Origin of the sequence: Pseudomonas sp. NY15356 (assembly GCF_048068175.1) — a bacterium.
Classification (GTDB): domain Bacteria; phylum Pseudomonadota; class Gammaproteobacteria; order Pseudomonadales; family Pseudomonadaceae; genus Aquipseudomonas; species Aquipseudomonas putida_K.
The window spans coordinates 23,998-43,017 of the sequence record NZ_JBLUPW010000011.1 but is presented as its reverse complement, the minus strand read 5'-3'; the positions used below and the strand labels follow the sequence as shown (position 1 = coordinate 43,017).

Annotated in this window: 18 protein-coding genes; 13 read left to right on the top strand and 5 right to left on the bottom strand. The window is 63.5% G+C overall.

Annotated features, from left to right (window positions below):
* Nucleotides 1-3: 3 nt before the first annotated feature.
* From kdsA to ispD, 4 genes are all read left to right on the top strand, one after another.
* Nucleotides 4-849 carry a 3-deoxy-8-phosphooctulonate synthase gene (kdsA, locus tag ACNFCI_RS11250; RefSeq protein WP_084854393.1) on the top strand — a complete coding sequence of 282 codons (846 nt, stop codon included), beginning with the start codon at nt 4-6 and terminating at the stop codon, nt 847-849.
* A gap of 152 nt (nt 850-1,001) precedes the next feature.
* Nucleotides 1,002-2,291: a phosphopyruvate hydratase gene (gene eno, locus ACNFCI_RS11245; protein WP_368829914.1), complete on the top strand. Its 1,290-nt coding sequence runs from the start codon at nt 1,002-1,004 to the stop codon at nt 2,289-2,291.
* Nucleotides 2,292-2,447: 156 nt separating this feature from the next.
* Nucleotides 2,448-2,729, top strand: coding sequence for a cell division protein FtsB (gene ftsB, locus ACNFCI_RS11240; RefSeq protein WP_043208829.1), 282 nt, complete (start codon nt 2,448-2,450; stop codon nt 2,727-2,729).
* Nucleotides 2,726-3,433, top strand: coding sequence for a 2-C-methyl-D-erythritol 4-phosphate cytidylyltransferase (gene ispD / locus ACNFCI_RS11235; RefSeq protein ID WP_084854395.1), 708 nt, complete (start codon nt 2,726-2,728; stop codon nt 3,431-3,433). The genes ftsB and ispD overlap by 4 nt, the downstream gene beginning before the upstream one ends.
* A gap of 120 nt (nt 3,434-3,553) precedes the next feature.
* On the opposite strand, the gene ACNFCI_RS11230 is transcribed toward ispD, so the two are convergent.
* Nucleotides 3,554-4,450 carry a LysR substrate-binding domain-containing protein gene (locus ACNFCI_RS11230; protein ID WP_368829915.1) on the bottom strand — a complete coding sequence of 299 codons (897 nt, stop codon included), beginning with the start codon at nt 4,448-4,450 and terminating at the stop codon, nt 3,554-3,556.
* Nucleotides 4,451-4,558: 108 nt separating this feature from the next.
* Between ACNFCI_RS11230 and ACNFCI_RS11225 the strand changes: the two genes are divergently transcribed.
* From ACNFCI_RS11225 to rpoS, 8 genes are all read left to right on the top strand, one after another.
* Nucleotides 4,559-5,671 (top strand): S-(hydroxymethyl)glutathione dehydrogenase/class III alcohol dehydrogenase, encoded by a 1,113-nt coding sequence (locus tag ACNFCI_RS11225; protein ID WP_016712915.1) that lies wholly within the window; start codon nt 4,559-4,561, stop codon nt 5,669-5,671.
* An 8-nt stretch (nt 5,672-5,679) separates the two neighbouring features.
* Nucleotides 5,680-6,534, top strand: a complete 855-nt coding sequence (gene fghA, locus ACNFCI_RS11220) for an S-formylglutathione hydrolase (protein ID WP_084854400.1) — start codon at nt 5,680-5,682, stop codon at nt 6,532-6,534.
* Between the two features lie 149 nt (nt 6,535-6,683).
* The gene (gene ispF / locus ACNFCI_RS11215) at nt 6,684-7,157 is read left to right on the top strand and encodes a 2-C-methyl-D-erythritol 2,4-cyclodiphosphate synthase (RefSeq protein WP_084854401.1); all 474 of its coding nucleotides are present in this window, start codon (nt 6,684-6,686) and stop codon (nt 7,155-7,157) included.
* Nucleotides 7,154-8,212, top strand: a complete 1,059-nt coding sequence (gene truD / locus ACNFCI_RS11210) for a tRNA pseudouridine(13) synthase TruD (protein ID WP_368829916.1) — start codon at nt 7,154-7,156, stop codon at nt 8,210-8,212. The genes ispF and truD overlap by 4 nt, the downstream gene beginning before the upstream one ends.
* On the top strand, nt 8,200-8,949 hold the full coding sequence (gene surE / locus ACNFCI_RS11205) for a 5'/3'-nucleotidase SurE (protein ID WP_084854406.1): 750 nt from the start codon (nt 8,200-8,202) through the stop codon (nt 8,947-8,949). Before truD ends, surE begins: the two co-directional genes overlap by 13 nt.
* 38 nt (nt 8,950-8,987) lie before the next feature.
* Nucleotides 8,988-9,626, top strand: a complete 639-nt coding sequence (locus ACNFCI_RS11200; protein WP_172402942.1) for a protein-L-isoaspartate(D-aspartate) O-methyltransferase — start codon at nt 8,988-8,990, stop codon at nt 9,624-9,626.
* Nucleotides 9,627-9,809: 183 nt separating this feature from the next.
* Entirely contained in the window at nt 9,810-10,664 is an 855-nt protein-coding gene (locus ACNFCI_RS11195) for a peptidoglycan DD-metalloendopeptidase family protein (RefSeq protein ID WP_084854410.1), read from the top strand.
* 109 nt (nt 10,665-10,773) lie between these two features.
* Entirely contained in the window at nt 10,774-11,781 is a 1,008-nt protein-coding gene (gene rpoS, locus ACNFCI_RS11190) for an RNA polymerase sigma factor RpoS (protein WP_084854413.1), read from the top strand.
* A 652-nt stretch (nt 11,782-12,433) separates the two neighbouring features.
* Here rpoS and fdxA read toward each other — a convergent pair.
* The 3 genes from fdxA to ACNFCI_RS11175 all read right to left on the bottom strand — a co-directional run bounded on the left by fdxA (nt 12,434) and on the right by ACNFCI_RS11175 (nt 16,416).
* Entirely contained in the window at nt 12,434-12,757 is a 324-nt protein-coding gene (gene fdxA, locus ACNFCI_RS11185; RefSeq protein WP_084854416.1) for a ferredoxin FdxA, read from the bottom strand.
* A gap of 141 nt (nt 12,758-12,898) precedes the next feature.
* A complete protein-coding gene (gene mutS, locus ACNFCI_RS11180) occupies nt 12,899-15,469 on the bottom strand; it encodes a DNA mismatch repair protein MutS (protein ID WP_084854418.1) in 2,571 nt (856 codons plus the stop codon).
* A 146-nt stretch (nt 15,470-15,615) separates the two neighbouring features.
* Nucleotides 15,616-16,416 carry a phytanoyl-CoA dioxygenase family protein gene (locus ACNFCI_RS11175; protein ID WP_084854420.1) on the bottom strand — a complete coding sequence of 267 codons (801 nt, stop codon included), beginning with the start codon at nt 16,414-16,416 and terminating at the stop codon, nt 15,616-15,618.
* A gap of 234 nt (nt 16,417-16,650) precedes the next feature.
* Here ACNFCI_RS11175 and ACNFCI_RS11170 point away from each other — a divergent pair, with 234 nt between their 5' ends.
* On the top strand, nt 16,651-18,036 hold the full coding sequence (locus ACNFCI_RS11170) for an amino acid permease (protein ID WP_368830091.1): 1,386 nt from the start codon (nt 16,651-16,653) through the stop codon (nt 18,034-18,036).
* 1 nt (nt 18,037) lies between these two features.
* Here the strand turns inward: ACNFCI_RS11170 and ACNFCI_RS11165 are convergent, their stop codons facing one another.
* Nucleotides 18,038-18,934 carry a LysR substrate-binding domain-containing protein gene (locus ACNFCI_RS11165; RefSeq protein ID WP_324814734.1) on the bottom strand — a complete coding sequence of 299 codons (897 nt, stop codon included), beginning with the start codon at nt 18,932-18,934 and terminating at the stop codon, nt 18,038-18,040.
* Between the last annotated feature and the right edge of the window lie 86 nt (nt 18,935-19,020).

Genomic DNA, 19,020 nt, shown 5'->3' with positions numbered 1-19,020 from the left:
CCCATGACCCAGAAGATCATTCGCGTCGGTAACATCGAGATCGCCAACGACAAGCCGTTCGTCCTGTTCGGCGGCATGAACGTCCTGGAGTCCCGTGACCTGGCCCTGAAGGTCTGCGAAGAGTACGTGCGGGTTACCGAGAAGCTCGGTATCCCGTATGTGTTCAAGGCCAGCTTCGACAAGGCCAACCGTTCGTCGATCAACTCCTACCGTGGCCCCGGCATGGAAGAAGGCCTGAAGATCTTCGAGGAGATCAAGCAGACCTTCAAGGTGCCGGTGATCACCGACGTGCACGAGCCCTACCAGGCCGAGCCCGTGGCCAAGGTGTGCGACATCATCCAGCTGCCGGCCTTCCTGTCGCGCCAGACCGACCTGGTGGTGGCGATGGCCAAGACCGGCGCAGTGATCAATATCAAGAAGGCCCAATTCCTCGCGCCCCAGGAAATGAAGCACATCCTGGCCAAGTGCGAGGAAGCCGGCAACGACCAGTTGATCCTCTGCGAGCGGGGTTCGAGCTTCGGCTACAACAACCTCGTGGTGGATATGCTCGGCTTCGGCATCATGAAGCAGTTCGAGTACCCGGTGTTCTTCGACGTGACCCATGCCCTGCAGATGCCGGGCGGTCGCTCCGATTCTGCCGGCGGTCGCCGCGCCCAGGTCACCGACCTGGCCAAGGCCGGCATGAGCCAGGGCCTGGCCGGGCTGTTCCTGGAAGCCCACCCGGACCCGGACAACGCCAAGTGCGATGGCCCATGCGCCCTGCGCCTGGACAAGCTGGAGCCGTTCCTGGCCCAGCTCAAGCAACTGGACGACCTGGTGAAAAGTTTTCCGACGGTAGAAACCGCGTAAAGCTCATTTCTCGGGTAAAGTACCGCCCGTTCCACCCCTGACCTTTCGGTCAGGGGCTCCCTTCGCCAGGCCTGCCCGTGCCATGTCGCCTGGTGAACGGCAAGAATTCCCAAAGCTGCGTTGTTTTCGTCAATTCTGGAGTGCTTACAACAATGGCAAAGATCGTCGACATCAAAGGTCGTGAAGTTCTCGATTCGCGTGGCAACCCCACCGTGGAAGCCGATGTACTGCTCGACAACGGCATCATCGGCAGCGCCTGTGCGCCGTCGGGTGCTTCCACTGGCTCGCGCGAAGCGCTGGAGCTGCGTGATGGCGACAAGAGCCGTTACCTGGGCAAGGGCGTGCTGAAGGCCGTCGCCAATATCAACGGCCCGATCCGCGACTTGCTGCTGGGCAAGGACCCGGCTGACCAGAAAGCCCTGGACCGCGCCATGATCGAACTGGACGGTACCGAGAACAAGGCCAAGCTGGGCGCCAACGCCATCCTGGCCGTCTCCCTGGCTGCTGCCAAGGCTGCTGCCCAGGATCAGGACCTGCCGCTGTACGCACACATCGCCAACCTCAACGGCACCCCAGGCCAGTACTCCATGCCGGTGCCGATGATGAACATCATCAACGGTGGCGAACACGCCGACAACAACGTCGACATCCAGGAGTTCATGGTCCAGCCGGTCGGCGCCAAGACCTTCTCCGACGCCCTGCGCATGGGCACCGAGATCTTCCACCACCTCAAGGCTGTGCTCAAGGCGCGTGGCCTGAACACCGCCGTGGGTGACGAAGGTGGCTTCGCCCCGAACCTGACCTCCAACGAAGACGCCCTGGGCGCCATCGCCGAGGCCGTCGAGAAGGCTGGCTACAAGCTGGGCACCGACGTGACCCTGGCCCTGGACTGCGCGGCTTCCGAGTTCTATGAAGACAGCAAGTACAACCTGTCCGGCGAAGGCAAGTCGTTCGACGCCGAAGGCTTTGCCGACTACCTCAAGGGCCTGACCGAGCGCTTCCCGATCATTTCGATCGAAGACGGCCTGGACGAGTCCGACTGGGCTGGCTGGAAGATCCTCACCGACAAGATCGGCGCCAAGGTCCAGCTGGTCGGTGACGACCTGTTCGTGACCAACACCAAGATCCTCAAGGAAGGCATCGAGAAGGGCATCGGTAACTCGATCCTGATCAAGTTCAACCAGATCGGCTCGCTGACCGAAACCCTGGAAGCCATCCAGATGGCCAAGGCCGCTGGCTACACTGCGGTGATTTCGCACCGCTCCGGCGAAACCGAAGATTCCACCATCGCCGACCTGGCCGTGGGTACCGCTGCCGGCCAGATCAAGACCGGTTCGCTGTGCCGTTCCGACCGCGTCTCCAAGTACAACCAGCTGCTGCGTATCGAAGAGCAACTGGGCGCCAAGGCGGTGTACCGCGGTCGTGCCGAGTTTCGCGGCTGAGCAAGAGATGGTAAAAAGGCAGCAGCCGAGGCTGTCTGAACGTTCGCACTGAACACCAGACGCTTCTTACGGGTTTCTGTCGACGAAGCCTGGCCTCGGCCAGGCTTCGTGCTATCGGAAGCCCGCAGCGGCGGCCTTTTACCTCTGGATACCTTGATGCGCAGTCCCTATTGGTTGTTTCTCGTCCTGCTCCTGCTGCTGGGTGGCCTGCAGTACCGCCTCTGGGTGGGCAATGGCAGCCTGGCGCAGGTGGCCGAGCTCAAGCAGCAGATCGCCGAACAGCATGCGGAAAACGAGCGGCTGCTCGAGCGTAACCGTGTGCTGGATGCCGAAGTCCTGGAGTTGAAAAAAGGTATGGAGACCGTGGAAGAGCGGGCTCGTCATGAACTGGGGATGGTCAAGGAGGGCGAAACCCTCTACCAGTTACCGCAAAAATGACACAGATGCTACCGGCCTTCTGGGCCGTGATTCCTGCTGCGGGTGTTGGCGCCCGCATGGCTGCCGATCGACCCAAGCAGTACCTGCAGTTGGGCGGGCAGACCCTCCTCGAGCATAGCCTCGACTGTTTCCTCGACCATCCCACGCTCAAGGGCGTGGTGGTCAGTATTGCCCCCGACGACCCGTACTGGCCTGGCCTGCGTTGCGCCAGCGACCCCCGTATCCAGCGGGCGGCCGGTGGCTGTGAACGTGCCGACTCGGTGCTCAATGCCTTGTTGCTGTTGCACGCACAGGGCGCGGCCGACGACGATTGGGTGCTGGTGCATGACGCGGCGCGGCCGAACCTGGCGCGCAGCGATCTGGACCGGTTGCTGTCGGAGTTGGCCGATGACCCTGTCGGCGGCCTGCTTGCGGTGCCGGCGCGCGATACCCTCAAGCGCGCCGATGCCAATGGGCGGGTCAGTGCCACGGTGGACCGCAGTACCATCTGGCAGGCCTATACGCCGCAAATGTTCCGTCTCGGCGCCTTGCACCGGGCCCTGGCGGAATGCCTGGTGTCGGATGTGCTGGTCACCGACGAAGCGTCTGCCATCGAGTGGGCCGGGCAGGCGCCGCGGCTGGTCGAAGGGCGCAGTGACAATATCAAGGTCACCCGCCCGGAAGACCTGGAGTGGTTGCGCCAGCGGTGGGCGGCTAGACGCTGAAGGTGTTGGGACCGCTGCGCGGTCCTTTCGCGGCACAAGGCCGCTCCTACAGGGCTTCGCGTTCACCTGTAGGAGCGGCCTTGTGCCGCGAAAGGGTCGCGCAGCGGTCCCAGCGAACCATCAGGCCACCCGGTACTCCGGCAACCCCGCCAACCCTTCCTTCAGGTAATCCACCAACCGCCTTACCTTAGGCGACAGGTGCCGCTGCTGCGGATACAACGCCCACACGGCCGTGTTCGGTGGCTGATGTGCCTCCAGCAGTGACACCAGCGCGCCGCTGTGCAAATGCTCGAGCACGTAATAGTCCGGCAACTGGCACAACCCCATCCCCAACAATGCCGCATCCAGCACCGCCTGCCCGCTGTTGCACCGCCAGTTGCCCTGGACCCGCTGGCTCAGTTCCCGGCCGTCCTGTTGCAGCATCCACACATCCGAACTGCCGACCAGGCAGTTGTGCCGGGCCAGCTCCGAAAGGCTGTGGGGCCGACCGTAACGTTCCAGGTACGCAGGCGATGCGCACAGGTACATGCGCCGTGGGGCCAGCCGCGTGGCGACCAGGCGAGAGTCCTGCAGGCGCCCGAGGCGTATCGCCAGGTCCATGCCTTCATGGACCAGGTCCAGGGTGCGGTTGCTCAGCTCCACCTCGACCCGCAACTGTGGGTACTGCGTCATGAAGCGGGTCACCAGGGGCACGATGAAGCGTTCGCCATAGGCCACTGCGCAGGTCATGCGCAGCAGCCCCTTGGGCTCGCTGGCCAAGTCGCCCATGGCGCGCAGCGCTTCCTCGCGGCCGTCCTGCAGGCGTTGGCAATGCTGCAGGAAGGTCTGCCCGGCTTCGCTGAGGGTTACCCGGCGGGTGCTGCGGTACAGCAGTGGCGTCTGCAGGCGCTCTTCGAGGCGGGCGATCTGTCGGCTGATATGGGAGGAGGAAACACCCAGGCGTTCGGCTGCGGCGGTGAATTGCCCGGTTTCGGCCACGGCAACGAACTCGTCGATACCTTCCCAGCGGCTGCTCATTGATTATCCCTATACAGCAATAATGTTTTTACTTTTGCCGGATTATTCATCAAAAGCTTGTGAATTACACTGCCGGGCAGTATCGATCCTCTTATCTGGAGCCCTTTGATGATCAAGTCCCGCGCTGCCGTTGCCTTCGAGGCCAAGAAACCCCTGGAAATCGTCGAAGTCGACGTGGCCATGCCCAAGGCCGGTGAGGTACTGCTGCGCGTGGTCGCCAGCGGTGTCTGCCACACCGACGCCTACACCTTGTCCGGGGCCGACCCGGAAGGCATCTTCCCGTCGATCCTCGGCCATGAAGGCGGCGCTATCGTCGAAGCGGTAGGCGAGGGCGTGACCTCGGTGGCCGTGGGTGACCACGTGATCCCGCTGTACACCCCTGAGTGCGGCAAGTGCAAGTTCTGTCTCTCGGGCAAGACCAACCTGTGCCAGGCCATCCGTGCCACCCAGGGCAAGGGCCTGATGCCTGACGGCACCACCCGCTTCTCGTACAAAGGCCAGCAGCTGTTCCACTACATGGGCACCTCGACCTTCTCCGAGTACACCGTGCTGCCGGAAATCTCCGTGGCCAAGATCCAGAAGGAAGCGCCGCTGGAGAAGGTGTGCCTCCTCGGTTGCGGCGTCACCACCGGTATCGGTGCGGTGCTCAACACCGCCAAGGTCAAGCCGGGCGATACCGTGGCCATCTTCGGCCTGGGCGGCATCGGCCTGTCTGCCGTGATCGGCGCGGTCAAGGCCAAGGCCTCGCGCATCATCGCCATCGACATCAACCCGGCCAAGTTCGAGATCGCTCGCCAGCTGGGCGCCACCGACTGCATCAACCCGAAAGACTATGATCGCCCGATCCAGGAAGTGATCGTCGACCTCACCGACGGCGGCGTGGACTTCTCCTTCGAGTGCATCGGCAACGTACAACTGATGCGCGCCGCACTGGAGTGCTGCCACAAGGGCTGGGGCGAGTCGGTGATCATCGGCGTGGCCGGTGCCGGCCAGGAAATCGCCACGCGTCCGTTCCAGCTGGTCACCGGTCGCGTATGGCGCGGCTCGGCCTTCGGTGGCGTGCGCGGCCGCAGCGAGCTGCCAAGCTACGTGGAAATGTCCGAGAAAGGCGAGATCCCGCTGGATACCTTCATCACCCACACCATGGGCCTGGAAGACATCAACAAAGCCTTCGACCTGATGCATGAAGGCAAGAGCATCCGCAGCGTGATCCACTTCTGAGGTCTGTCATGAGCCTGGAAAACATTTCCTGCCAGAAGAGCTTCGGCGGCTGGCACAAGCGCTACCGGCACCCTTCCAAGGTGTTGGGCTGCGACATGGTGTTCGCCGTCTACCTGCCCCCGCAGGCCGAGCAGGGCGAGAAGCTGCCGGTGCTGTACTGGCTCAGCGGCCTGACCTGCACCGACGAGAACTTCATGCAGAAGGCCGGCGCCCAGCGCCTGGCCGCCGAGCTTGGGCTGATCATCGTCGCCCCCGACACCAGCCCACGCGGCGAGCAGGTGCCGGGTGACCCGGAGGGGGCCTGGGACTTCGGCCTGGGTGCCGGGTTCTACCTCAACGCCACCCAACAGCCCTGGGCCCAGCACTACCGCATGCATGACTATGTGGTGCACGAACTGCCGGCCCTGGTGGAAGCTCATTTCCCGGCCTCCGATCAGCGCAGCATCAGCGGCCATTCCATGGGTGGCCATGGTGCGCTGGTGTGCGCCTTGCGCAACCCGGGCCGGTACCGCTCGGTATCGGCATTCTCACCGATCAGCAACCCGATGGATTGCCCGTGGGGCGAGAAGGCGTTTTCCCGGTACCTGGGTGACGACCGTGCGCGTTGGCGTGAGTGGGATGCCAGCGTGCTGCTTGCCGAGACGCCTGCCGGTCAATGCCCGCCGCTGCTGGTGGACCAAGGCGACCGGGATGACTTCCTGGAAAAGCAGCTCAAACCCGAAGCCTTGGAGCAGGCCGCACGCAAGGGCGGCCATGAGCTGACCCTGCGTCTGCAGCCGGGCTATGACCACAGCTACTACTTCATCGCGAGCTTCATCGATGAACATCTGCGTCATCATGCGGTGGCCTTGGGGCGGGTGTAAGGCGTAGCATTTTGGGTGCCTGCAAGATCGAGCGCCGCCCGCGCGGCGCTCGATCTCGCAGGCGCAAAAAATGTCGTGGCGATCACCTCCAGCCCCAATGTCTCAAAAGCAGGTAGAATCCAGCCCTGACTCAATCAGGGCTTTTTCCTATGCGTATTGGCCACGGCTACGATGTGCACCGTTTCTGCGACGGTGATTTCATTACCCTGGGTGGGGTGCGTATCCCCCACAAATACGGCCTGTTGGCCCATTCCGATGGTGACGTGCTGTTGCACGCCCTGAGCGATGCCTTGCTCGGCGCCGCGGCGCTGGGCGACATCGGCAAGCATTTCCCCGATACCGACCCCCAGTTCAAGGGCGCCGACAGCCGCGTGCTGTTGCGCCACGTGGTTGGCATCGTCCAGGCCAAAGGCTGGAAGGTCGGCAACGTCGACGCCACCATCGTGGCCCAGGCACCGAAGATGGCGCCGCACATCGAGACCATGCGTCAGCGGGTCGCCGAAGACTTGCAGGTCGCCCTCGACCAGGTCAACGTCAAGGCCACCACCACCGAGAAACTAGGCTTCACCGGCCGTGAGGAGGGCATCGCCGTGCATGCGGTGGCCCTGTTACTGCCAGCATGACCGAACTGGAGCTGCTGGGCCCTAGGGCATCGGGCGAACCGCTCGGCCAGGCGGTGCTCAAAGCCGTTGCCGAGGACTTCCAGGTCGATGAGGTGCTGGACATCCCGTTGTCCGGCCAGGGCGAACACCTCTGGCTGTGGGTCGAGAAGCGCGACCTGAACACCGAGGAGGCAGCCCGGCGCCTGGCCCGTGCCGCAGGCGTGCCGGTACGTACCATCAGCTATGCGGGCCTCAAGGACCGCCAGGCCTTGACCCGCCAATGGTTCAGCCTGCATCTGCCGGGCAAGGCCGACCCCGACCTGTCGCGGGCCGAAGACGCCAGCCTGCGGGTGCTCAAGCAGGTTCGCCACCAACGCAAGCTGCAGCGTGGGGCCCATTCGGCCAATGGCTTTACCTTGCGCCTGACCGCCTTGCAGGCCGACCACGACGCCCTGGATGCGCGCCTGGCGTTGTTGAAGGCGCAGGGCGTGCCGAACTACTTCGGCAGCCAGCGCTTCGGTCATGCCGGCGGTAACGTGCACGATGCCCAGGACTGGGCAGCTCGCAAGGCATTGCCCGAGCAGCGCAATGTCCGTTCGCGGCTGTTGTCGGCCGGGCGCAGCTACCTGTTCAACCAAGTGCTGGCCGCACGGGTCGCCGAAGGCACCTGGAACCAGGCGCAGGTGGGTGACCTGTTGGCATTCACGGACAGTCGTAGCTTTTTTCCTGCGGGAGAGGAGGAATGCTCTGATCCTCGATTGTCGATTCTCGACTTGCATCCTACCGGCCCTTTGTGGGGCGAAGGGCCTACGCCGGCCTGCGGCCCAGTATCCACGCTGGAATCAAGCATCGGCGAACAGCACGTGGCGCTGTGCCAGTGGCTGGCGCAAGCGGGCATGAGTCACGAACGGCGTATCTTGCGGCTCCCTATTGGCGAGCTGACGTGGCATTATCCCGAGCCTGATATCCTGCAACTGGAATTCGTCCTTCCGGCCGGATGCTTCGCCACCGTGGTTGTGCGCGAGCTCGTCGATCTGGTGCCGGCAGGGCAGACGGACAGCCCATGCGTATTCTGATTTCGAATGACGACGGTGTTACCGCACCCGGCCTCGCCGCGCTGCATGCTGCGCTGGTGGATCACGCCGAGTGCGTAGTGATTGCCCCGGATCAAGACAAGAGCGGCGCCAGCAGTTCGCTGACGCTGGATCGGCCACTGCACCCGCAGACACTGGCCAATGGCTTCATCAGCCTCAACGGCACGCCGACCGACTGCGTGCACCTGGGGCTCAACGGCCTGTTGCCGGAGACGCCCGACATGGTCGTGTCCGGCATCAACCTGGGCGCCAACCTGGGCGACGACGTGCTGTACTCCGGTACCGTCGCCGCGGCATTGGAGGGGCGCTTCCTGGGCGGTACGTCGCTTGCTTTCTCGTTGCTGTCGCGCCAGCCGGATAACCTGCCCACCGCCGCCTACATCGCGCGGCGTCTGGTCGAGGCTCAGTCGCGTCTGGAGCTGCCACCGCGCACAGTGCTCAACGTCAATATTCCCAATCTGCCGCTCGAGCATATCCGTGGCATCCAGCTGACCCGCCTCGGCCACCGGGCGCGCGCGGCAGCACCGACCAAAGTGGTCAACCCACGAGGCAAGGAAGGCTACTGGATTGCCGTGGCCGGCGATGCCGAGGACGGTGGGCCGGGTACCGACTTCCATGCGGTGATGCAGGGCTATGTGTCGATCACCCCACTGCAGCTGGACCGCACCTTCAATGATGCCTTCGAACGTCTCGACGGTTGGCTGGAGGGCCTGCTCTGATGCGTGAACAGGACGATATGCTGCGCCGCGGTATCGGCATGACTTCCCAGCGGACCCGGGAGCGGCTGATACAGCGCCTGTACGAGGAAGGTGTGTCGAACACGCAAGTGCTCGAGGTCATTCGTCGTACCCCGCGCCACCTGTTCGTCGACGAGGCCTTGGCGCACCGGGCCTACGAGGACACCGCACTGCCGATCGGGCACAACCAGACCATCTCCCAGCCGTTCATGGTCGCCCACATGAGCGAGCTGCTGCTCGAGGCGGGCCCGCTGGACAAGGTCCTGGAGATCGGCACGGGCTCAGGCTACCAGACGGCGGTCCTGGCGCAGCTGGTGGAACGGGTGTTCTCGGTGGAGCGGATCAAGGTCCTGCAGGACAGAGCCAAGGAGCGCTTGGTCGAGCTCAACCTGCGCAACGTGGTGTTCCGTTGGGGGGACGGCTGCGAGGGTTGGCCGGCGCTTGCGCCCTACAACGGCATCATCGTCACTGCCGTGGCACCGGAAGTGCCTCAAGCGCTGCTGGACCAGCTGGCACCCGGTGGGCGCATGGTGATCCCGGTGGGGCCTGCCGGCGAAGCGCAGCAATTGATGCTGATCGTGCGTGAGGAGCATGGTTTCTCCCGCCGCGTGCTGGGAGCCGTGCGCTTCGTGCCACTGCTCAACGGCCCGCTGGCCTGAGGGCACACGGGAATATTTACAACATCGACGAATTCTTCTGTCGCGTCCCTGTCTATCGTGCGGGGTTTCGCCAGTCTTGTCGTGGCGTTTGAGCCGGCACCCCAAGGCGTGTCGGCTCGTTTATAATTGCAACAATATTGCATTTCGTATCGTCATCGTTTCGGCACCATGAGGGGAGCGCGGGTGGGGCACACAATCATGCGGCAACGCAAGGATCAGTCGTTTTTCAGGCTTCTGCTGATTGCCCTGGCCATGGCCACAACGCTGGCTGGCTGCTCCAGCACCGGTTCCAACAACGCGCGTGTGGTGGATCGCAACAACACGGTGCCCAAGCGCCCCACCGTGACGTCCGGTCATTATGTGGTCAAGCCTGGCGATACCCTGTATTCCATCGCCTTCCGCTATGGCTGGGACTATAAGGAGCTGGCGGCACGCAACAATATCGCCGCCCCCTATACCATCCGGCCTGGCCAGGCCATCCGTTTCAGCAGTGGCTCCACCGGCACGACCCGCGTGGTGTCCAGCCCTTCCTCGTCCAGCAGGACCACGGTCACCCGCCGCCCTGTGGGCACCCCGGCCACGCCTCCTGCGAGTAGCCGGCCTTCCACTCCAGCACCCACGACGCCGGCTCCCGTGATCACCCAGGTGCCTGCCGCAGAGCGCTCCGTGGGCGGGTGGACGTGGCCAGCCAATGGCGTGCTGATTGGAAAATTCGCTTCAAACGGTAGTTTGAATAAAGGCATTGATATCGCCGGTGATTTGGGACAGCCTGTTTTTGCTGCGTCTGGTGGTTCAGTGGTGTACGCCGGGAGTGGCTTGAGGGGCTACGGCGAGCTGATCATCATCAAGCACAGCGATACCTACGTCAGTGCCTACGGTCATAACCGCAGGCTTTTGGTTCGGGAGGGACAGCAGGTCAAGGCAGGGCAGACGATCGCTGAAATGGGGTCAACGGGCACTGATCGGGTGAAGCTGCATTTCGAGATTCGCCGCCAGGGCAAACCCGTCGATCCGCTCCAGTTCCTGCCACGTCGTTGATCTTTGCCCCCGGCCTGTTCCCACTGACGTAGAGGGGACAGGCTCCAGCGCTGCCAGGGAAACAGGTGCCGCTCGAGCCTGAGTTCGAACTCAGCAAAGGACTATAACAATGGCTCTCAGCAAAGAAGTGCCGGAGTTTGACATCGACGATGACCTCCTTCTGATGGAGACAGGCATCGTTTTGGAAACGGATGTGGTGTCAGACGAACCTGCTGTACCTTCGGTTCGGACCAAGGCCAAACAAGGCTCATCGCTCAAGCAACACAAGTACATCGATTACAGCCGGGCGCTCGATGCCACCCAGCTGTATCTCAACGAGATCGGTTTCTCCCCGCTGCTTTCTCCCGAAGAGGAAGTGCACTATGCGCGCCTGTCGCAGAAAGGGGACCCGGCTGGTCGCAAGCGCATGATCGAGAGCAACCTGCGCCTGGTGGTCAAGATCGCTCGCCGTTACGTCAACCGTGGCCTGTCGTTGCTCGATTTGATCGAGGAGGGCAACCTGGGGTTGATCCGGGCGGTGGAGAAGTTCGACCCCGAGCGGGGTTTCCGCTTCTCGACCTACGCCACCTGGTGGATCCGCCAGACCATCGAGCGGGCAATCATGAACCAGACCCGCACCATTCGCCTGCCGATCCACGTGGTCAAGGAGCTCAACGTCTACCTGCGCGCGGCACGGGAGTTGACCCAGAAGCTCGACCATGAGCCCTCCCCGGAAGAAATCGCCAGCCTGCTGGAAAAACCGGTCGCGGAGGTCAAGCGCATGCTTGGGCTCAACGAACGGGTTTCTTCGGTGGACGTCTCGCTCGGCCCGGACTCCGACAAGACTCTGCTCGACACCTTGACGGATGACCGCCCGACCGACCCATGCGAGTTGCTTCAGGACGATGACCTGTCCCAGAGCATCGACCAGTGGTTGGGCGAGCTGACCGACAAACAGCGTGAGGTGGTGGTACGCCGTTTCGGCCTGCGCGGGCATGAGAGCAGCACCTTGGAGGATGTCGGCCTGGAAATCGGCCTGACCCGCGAGCGGGTGCGGCAGATCCAGGTCGAGGGGCTCAAGCGCCTGCGCGAGATCCTCGAGAAGAACGGGCTCTCCAGCGAGTCTCTGTTCCAGTAAGCGCCGCTGCTTTGATATACGCCCCGATGACCTCGGGGCGTTTTTGTTCGTGGGCGAGAATGTTTACTTCGCTACCGTTGTAGCAGTGCGTGTAAGAGATTGCTTACCTGTTATGTAGGACTTTTCTGTAGGGGTCAGTAAATCATTGTCGTTTCCACCGGGCTTGAAATCCTAACATGCTGATAATTGAGGATTTTTTAGGTGTGAAAAGATGTGTCCACTGAATTGTTTTGAGAGGTTTGACCCTTGCTCGTCAAACTGGAATGGCTAGTATTCGAACTGTGTCGACGGACTGACACAGGCTTTCAAGGATGAAGGTCAGGGACATCGCAAGACGCGATTCATCAGGATGATGATTGGGACAAGCAGGGACTACGGAAAAAATGTGGGCGGGTCAAACCGCCCCTTTTTTTTGCCCGGAAAAAGCCGCAATACCCACGCTCGCCTTGTAGGAGCCGGCCTTGTGCCGCGATCGGCTGCGTAGCAGGCGTAAAGCCTGCATGCACGTTCTACCTGGTGTATTGGGGGCGCTGATTTTACGGCTGCTGCGCAGCCGATCGCGGCACAAGGCCGCTCCCACAAGGGTGAAGTCTGCAAGGTGTTTTGCAGGCAATAAAAAAGGCCCTTTCGGGCCTTTTTCAGGTTCGGACGCTCAACGTTCCAGATACTCGATCTTGCCAGGCTTGCCATCCCACTCTTCGGCGTCCGGCAGCGGGTCCTTGCGCTCGGTGATGTTCGGCCAGATCTCCGCCAGTTCGGCGTTCAGCTCGAGGAAGTTCTCCATGCCGGCAGGTACTTCGTCTTCCGAGAAAATGGCTTGGGCCGGGCATTCCGGCTCACACAGGGCGCAGTCGATGCACTCGTCCGGGTGAATCACCAGGAAGTTCGGGCCTTCGTAGAAGCAGTCCACCGGACAGACTTCCACGCAGTCGGTGTATTTGCATTTGATGCAGTTGTCGGTGACGACGAAGGTCATTTCTAGTTCTCTCCTCAGGCGACGGCGGCGGCCCTTCCTCTAACGGGCCGCGCGGTTTACAGGCAGTTGGCTGCAGGCCAGGCTAATAACCTGCAGCACCGGCAAACCGCGGCGGATTCTACCAGCTTGTTGTGGGCGCCGTTATAACAGGTTTTTCAGTTGATATAGCGTTTCGATAGCTTGGCGCGGTGTCATTTCGTCCAGGTCTAGCTTGCCCAGCTTCTCGATGGCCGGGTGTGGCAGGCTGGCGAACAGGTCGCTCTGGTGCGGGACCTGCGGCTCACCCTTGGCGACCTTGACCGGTTGCTCATGGGGCAGGCTGGCCGTTTCCAGGCGGCCCAGATGCTCGCGGGCACGTTGGATGACCGGCGCCGGCACGCCGGCCAGCTGCGCCACGGCCAGGCCGTAGCTCTGGCTGGCCGGACCAGGCAGTACATGGTGCAGGAAGACGATGCGTTCGTTGTGTTCGGTGGCGTTCAGATGCACGTTGGCCACCAGCGGCTCGCTCTCCGGCAGCACGGTCAGCTCGAAGTAGTGCGTGGCGAACAGCGTGTAGGCACGCAGCTGGGCCAGGCGCTCGGCGGCGGCCCAGGCCAGCGACAGGCCGTCGAAGGTGCTGGTGCCGCGGCCGACTTCGTCCATCAGCACCAGGCTGCGGTCGGTGGCGTTGTGCAGGATGTTGGCGGTTTCGCTCATCTCGACCATGAAGGTCGAGCGCCCACCAGCCAGGTCGTCGCTCGAGCCGATACGGGTGAAGATGCGGTCGACCAGCGACAGCTCGCAGCGCGCTGCAGGTACGAAGCTGCCGATATGCGCCATCAGTACGATCAGCGCGGTCTGGCGCATGTAGGTGGACTTACCGCCCATGTTCGGGCCGGTGATGATCAGCATCCGCGTGTTGTTGTCCAGCGCCAGGTCGTTGGCCACGAATGGCGTGGTCAACACCTGCTCGACCACCGGATGGCGGCCCTGATCGATGCGCAGGCAGGGCTCGTCGACGAAGGTCGGGCAGTTGAGGTCCAGGTTCAGCGCGCGCTCGGCCAGATTGCTCAGCACATCCAGCTCGGCCAGGGCAGCGGCGCTGTCCTGCAACGGGGCCAGGTGGCCGATCAGGGTCTCGAGCAGGGCGTCGTAGAGCATTTTCTCGCGGGCCAGGGCGCGGCTCTTGGCCGACAGCGCCTTATCCTCGAACGCCTTGAGCTCGGGGGTGATGAAGCGCTCGGCACCTTTGAGGGTCTGCCGGCGGATGTAGTCGCCCGGCGCCTGCTCGGCCTGCTTGGTGGGCAGCTCGATATAGTAGCCGTGCACGCGGTTGTAGCCGACCTTGAGGTTGGCCAGGCCCGTACGGGCTTTTTCCCGGGCCTCCAGGTCGATGAGGAACTGGCCGGCGTTTTCGCTCATGGCCAGCAGCTCGTCCAGCTCGCTGTCGTAGCCGGTCTTGAGTACCCCGCCGTCGCGGATCACCGCCGGCGGGTTGTCGATGATCGCCCGTTCCAGCAGGCTGGCCAGTTCCGGGTAGGTGCCGGTGATCGCCGCCAGGCGTGCCAGGTGCGGGGCCTCCAGCTCGGCCATGGCGTTCTGCAGCTCGGGCAGAGCGGCCAGGGCATCGCGCAGGCGGGCTAGGTCACGCGGGCGGGCGTTGCGCAGGCCGATACGGGCCAGGATCCGCTCGATGTCGCCGATTTCCTTGAGCTGCGGCTGCAGCTTTTCGAAGCGGTAGCCGTCGAGCAGGCAGCGGATCGAGTCCTGGCGCGCCTTGAGCACCTTCAGGTCGCGCAGCGGGCGGTTCAACCAACGGGTCAGCAAGCGGCTGGCCATGGCGGTCTGGCAGCGGTCGATGACCGATTGCAGGGTATTGTCGCGGCCACCGGCCAGGTTGACGTCCAGCTCCAGGTTGCGGCGGCTGGCGCCGTCCAGGATCACCGTGTCGTCCATGCGCTCATGGCGCAGGCTGCGCAGGTGCGGCAGGGTGGTGCGCTGGGTTTCCTTGGCGTAGGTCAGCAGGCAGCCGGCGGCGCCGATGGCCAGGGTCAGCTTGTCGCAGCCAAAGCCCTTGAGGTCCTGGGTCGCGAACTGCTGGCACAGGCTTTTGCGTGCCGAGTCGCGGTCGAAGTCCCACGGCGCGCGGCGGCGGCAACCCGGGCGCTTTTCCGCCGGCAGGCCCTGGGGCCAGTCGTCGGGGATCAGCAGCTCCACCGGGTTGATGCGTTCGAGCTCGGCCAGCAGGTTTTCCCAGCCCTTGATTTCCTGGACGGTGAAGTTACCGCTGGTGATGTCCAGCACTGCCAGGCCGAACAGGCGCTCATCGCCCAGCAGCGCGGCAATCAAGTTGTCGCGGCGCTCGTCGAGCAGGGCCTCGTCGCTGACCGTACCGGGGGTGATGATCCGCACCACTTGGCGCTCCACCGGCCCCTTGCTGGTGGCCGGGTCGCCGATCTGCTCGCAGATCACCACCGACTCGCCGAGCTTGACCAGCTTGGCCAGGTAACCTTCCACCGAATGGAACGGGATCCCGCACATGGGGATCGACTGGCCGGCGGACTGGCCACGGGCGGTCAGGGTGATATCCAGCAGTTTGGCGGCTTTCTTCGCGTCTTCGTAGAAGATCTCGTAGAAATCGCCCATGCGGTAGAACATCAGCTGGTCTGGATGCTGGTTCTTCAGCTTCCAGTACTGCTGCATCATTGGTGTGTGTGCGGAAAGGTCAGACATTCAAGGCCTTGAAGCTGTGCGTCTCAGACAAAATGCGAAACGCCCAAGTCTACAGGTTCTTGCCTGCCGGGCACAGGCGCCCAGGCCACTTCGTTGATCCTCGAAGCGGCGTTGCCCCGCGCGGGCGGGCGCGGGGCAACGCGCTTTCAGCTGCGTTGCCAGACCACCGGGAACCAGTCTTCGCGCATACGCTCGCCATCACGCAGGTTGATGCCCGGGAAGGGCGGTGAGGTGCGGCCGGGGCGCTGCACGTAGCGCACGTCGTCGCCCAAAAAGCGGGTGGAGAAAGCCCGGCGCCTGCCGGTGCCGGTGTTACCCGCCGCGCCGTGCACGGTGCGGAAGTCGAAGACGATGGCATCGCCCGGCTCCAGTTCCGGCGACAGGATCTGGTATTCGCCGTTCTCTACATCCGGCATGTCCATGTACAGGTTCTGGCCGTCGGCGTCGGTGGCGCCGTAGAAGTCCTGGTTGCTGGCCCAGCGTTTGGGGCGGACCGGCTTGGGCCAGCGGTGCGAGCCAAGCACCACGCTCAGGGTGTTGTGGCGGGTGACCGGGTCCAGGGGGATCCAGTAGCTGGCAGTCTGCAGGCCGTCTACGCAGTAGTAGGGCAGGTCCTGGTGCCAGGGGGTGGGCTTGGCGGTGCCGGGCTCCTTGACCAGGATGTGGTCGTGGAACACCTGCACCTGCTGGGCGCCCATCAGTTCGCCGGCCAGGCCCGCAGCGGGGGAGTTGAGCACGAAGTCGGTGAACGCGGGGATGCGCTGCCAGTTGCAGTAGTCCTCGAAGAACCGCCCGCCTTCGCCGGAGCCGACGTTCTCGATGGCGAAGGCGCTGGGTTCGGCCAGGTTCTGCTCGAAGCCTTCGCGCAGGCGTTCGATCCAGTCCTTGAACACGCCACGCAGGATCACTGCGCCGTCGCGCTGGTAGTCTTCGATGTGGGGATTCATGGGGCAGCCCTCTCCTTGTTGTTGTCGTGGCACCAGCATCGGGTGCCGGCGAGGGCCGGGTAAATCACAGAATTCCTATTCGTCACTATAGCTATTCTGTATGCCCCACCTTGTTGTCTTGCCTCTCGATTGGCCGGTTAATAGCCCTGCGCCCTGCGGTTTCCGGGCCTTGCGTGAACCCTTCCACGGCAGCGCGACTGCCGGCAAGAACAAGAACAACGAGGAGTCCCTGGGATGAACGACCACAACAACCTGCGACGGGGCCTGAGTACCCGGCACATCCGCTTCATGGCGCTGGGCTCGGCGATCGGCACGGGGCTGTTCTATGGCTCGGCGTCGGCGATCAAGCTGGCCGGGCCGTCGGTGCTGCTGGCCTACCTGATCGGTGGTGCGGCCATCTACATGATGATGCGCGCCCTCGGCGAGATGGCCGTGCGCAACCCGGTGTCCGGCTCGTTCGGGCAGTACACCAGCCAGTACCTGGGGCGCTACCTGGGGTTTCTCACCGGCTGGAGCTATGCGTTTTCCATGCTGGTGGTGTGCCTGGCGGACGTCACCGCCTTCGGCGTCTACATGGGCCTGTGGTTCCCGGACACTCCGCGCTGGATCTGGGTGCTGGGTATCGTCTGCTTCATCGGCGCGCTGAACCTGTGCAGCGTCAAGGTGTTCGGTGAAATGGAGTTCTGGTTGTCGCTGCTCAAGGTCACTGCGATCATCGCGATGATCCTGGCCGGCGGCGCGGTGTTGCTGTTCGGCATCCAGCTGGGTAATGGCGCTGAGACTGTCACTGGGCTGTCCAACCTGTGGAGTCACGGTGGGTTCTTCCCCAACGGCATCGGCGGGATGATCGCTTCCTTCACCGTGGTGATGTTCGCCTTCGGCGGCGTCGAGATGATCGGTATCACCGCCGGCGAAGCCAAGGACCCCAAGCGCGTGCTGCCCAAGGCGATCAATTCGGTGCCGCTGCGCATCCTGCTGTTCTATGTGCTGACCCTGGTGGTGCTGATGGCCATCTACCCCTGGACCAAGATCGGTAGCCAGGGCAGCCCGTTCGTGCAGATCTTCAGCGGCCTGGGCATCGGCTCGGCCGCGACCCTGCTCAACATCGTGGTCATTTCGGCGGCAGTCTCGGCGATCAACAGCGATATCTTCAGTGCCGGGCGCATGATGTACGGCATGGCCCAGAACGGCCAGGCACCGTCGGGCTTCTCGCGGCTGTCGCGCTTCGGCGTGCCATGGATGACCGTGGTGGTGATGGGCGTCGCCTTGTTGCTGGGTGTGGTGCTCAACTACCTGATGCCGGAGAACCTGTTCCTCATCCTGGCCGCTGTGGTGACCTTCTCGATCGTCTGGGTGTGGCTGATGATTCTGCTCTCCCAGGTCGCCATGCGCCGTGGCATGAGCCGCGAGGAAATCGCCGGCCTGGACTTCCCGGTGCCGCTGTGGCCGGTAGGGCCGGCCCTGGCCATCGTGTTCATGCTGTTCATCTTCGGCGTGCTGGGCTGGTTCCCGGATACCCGCACGGCGATGTACGTCGGCCTCGGCTGGCTGGCCCTGCTGTCGGTGGGCTATTGGTTGTGGGTGGCGCGCCAGCCGCGCCCGGCACCGGTCAGCGCCTGAGTCAGACGGAAAACAGCTCGCTGGCCCAGCGCAGGAATGCCTGGGCCACCGGCGAGGGGCGCATGGCGCTGGATTGCGCCAGCACCACCGATTGCGGGCTGACCGCTTCGCGCAGGGGCCGGCACGCCAATGGCCGGCCATCGTAGCTCTGGTCCCCCGCGGGGCGGGTGCAGGATAACGCCACGCCATAGCCATGGGCGACCAGCCCACGTTGCATCTCGAAGGTCTGGGTCAGTTGCTGGGAACGTGGCTGCAGGTCATGGGCCCAGAACAGCGACAGGAAGTATTCACGGGTGCGGGCGATGTCTTCGAGGATCAGGCACTCCTCGGCAAGCTCGACCAGCGAGACCTGTTCCTGGCGGGCCAACGGGTGGTCCACCGGCAACAGGGCATAGGGCGCTACCTGCGCCAGCACGCGCCGCTCGATCTGCGGGTCCAGGCCCACGTCATAGGTCAGTGCCAGTTCCGCCTTGCCGTCGTTCAGGCGTCGGTTGACGCCCGCCAGGTCGGTCTCGAACAGGGTGATGGCCACTTCCGGGTGACGCTGGCGAAAGCCGCTGAGCAGGCGTGGCGCGTACCAGGGGCCCAAGTCCTGGAAGCAGATCAGGCTCAGGTTGCCGCGCAGCACCTCCGGTTCATCCCCCGCTGTGCCGATGCCAGCAGCCATGGCCAGGATTTCGCGCGCCTGCTCGAGCAACTGGCGCCCGGCCGGGCTCAATTCCAGGCCGCGGCTGGCCTGGCGCAGGAACAGCTTCTCGCCCAGGATCGCCTCGAGCTGGGAGATCGCCAGCGACACCGAAGGTTGCGAAATATGCTTGGCCCGGGCCGCGGCGCTGACGCTGCCTTGTTCGGCTGTGGCCACGAAGTATTCGAGCTGGCGGAAGGTAAAGCCGATCATTGTTGTTCTTGTCCTTCTGTTGGCAGGCGAAATCATCCTGCGCCACCGGGCCCATGAGCCTACAAGGAATTGCCAGTTCATGGGGA

Excerpts from the sequence above, each read along its gene's own strand:
- ACNFCI_RS11230 (WP_368829915.1), bottom strand. The coding sequence starts at position 4,450 with ATGAGCAGCCGCTGGGAAGGTATCGACGAGTTCGTTGCCGTGGCCGAA.
- ACNFCI_RS11200 (WP_172402942.1), top strand. The coding sequence starts at position 8,988 with ATGACTTCCCAGCGGACCCGGGAGCGGCTGATACAGCGCCTGTACGAG.
- ACNFCI_RS11170 (WP_368830091.1), top strand. The coding sequence starts at position 16,651 with ATGAACGACCACAACAACCTGCGACGGGGCCTGAGTACCCGGCACATC.
- kdsA (WP_084854393.1), top strand. The coding sequence starts at position 4 with ATGACCCAGAAGATCATTCGCGTCGGTAACATCGAGATCGCCAACGAC.
- eno (WP_368829914.1), top strand. The coding sequence starts at position 1,002 with ATGGCAAAGATCGTCGACATCAAAGGTCGTGAAGTTCTCGATTCGCGT.
- ACNFCI_RS11225 (WP_016712915.1), top strand. The coding sequence starts at position 4,559 with ATGATCAAGTCCCGCGCTGCCGTTGCCTTCGAGGCCAAGAAACCCCTG.
- ispF (WP_084854401.1), top strand. The coding sequence starts at position 6,684 with ATGCGTATTGGCCACGGCTACGATGTGCACCGTTTCTGCGACGGTGAT.
- surE (WP_084854406.1), top strand. The coding sequence starts at position 8,200 with ATGCGTATTCTGATTTCGAATGACGACGGTGTTACCGCACCCGGCCTC.
- fghA (WP_084854400.1), top strand. The coding sequence starts at position 5,680 with ATGAGCCTGGAAAACATTTCCTGCCAGAAGAGCTTCGGCGGCTGGCAC.
- ispD (WP_084854395.1), top strand. The coding sequence starts at position 2,726 with ATGACACAGATGCTACCGGCCTTCTGGGCCGTGATTCCTGCTGCGGGT.
- ftsB (WP_043208829.1), top strand. The coding sequence starts at position 2,448 with ATGCGCAGTCCCTATTGGTTGTTTCTCGTCCTGCTCCTGCTGCTGGGT.
- rpoS (WP_084854413.1), top strand. The coding sequence starts at position 10,774 with ATGGCTCTCAGCAAAGAAGTGCCGGAGTTTGACATCGACGATGACCTC.
- ACNFCI_RS11175 (WP_084854420.1), bottom strand. The coding sequence starts at position 16,416 with ATGAATCCCCACATCGAAGACTACCAGCGCGACGGCGCAGTGATCCTG.
- truD (WP_368829916.1), top strand. The coding sequence starts at position 7,154 with ATGACCGAACTGGAGCTGCTGGGCCCTAGGGCATCGGGCGAACCGCTC.
- mutS (WP_084854418.1), bottom strand. The coding sequence starts at position 15,469 with ATGTCTGACCTTTCCGCACACACACCAATGATGCAGCAGTACTGGAAG.
- fdxA (WP_084854416.1), bottom strand. The coding sequence starts at position 12,757 with ATGACCTTCGTCGTCACCGACAACTGCATCAAATGCAAATACACCGAC.
- ACNFCI_RS11165 (WP_324814734.1), bottom strand. The coding sequence starts at position 18,934 with ATGATCGGCTTTACCTTCCGCCAGCTCGAATACTTCGTGGCCACAGCC.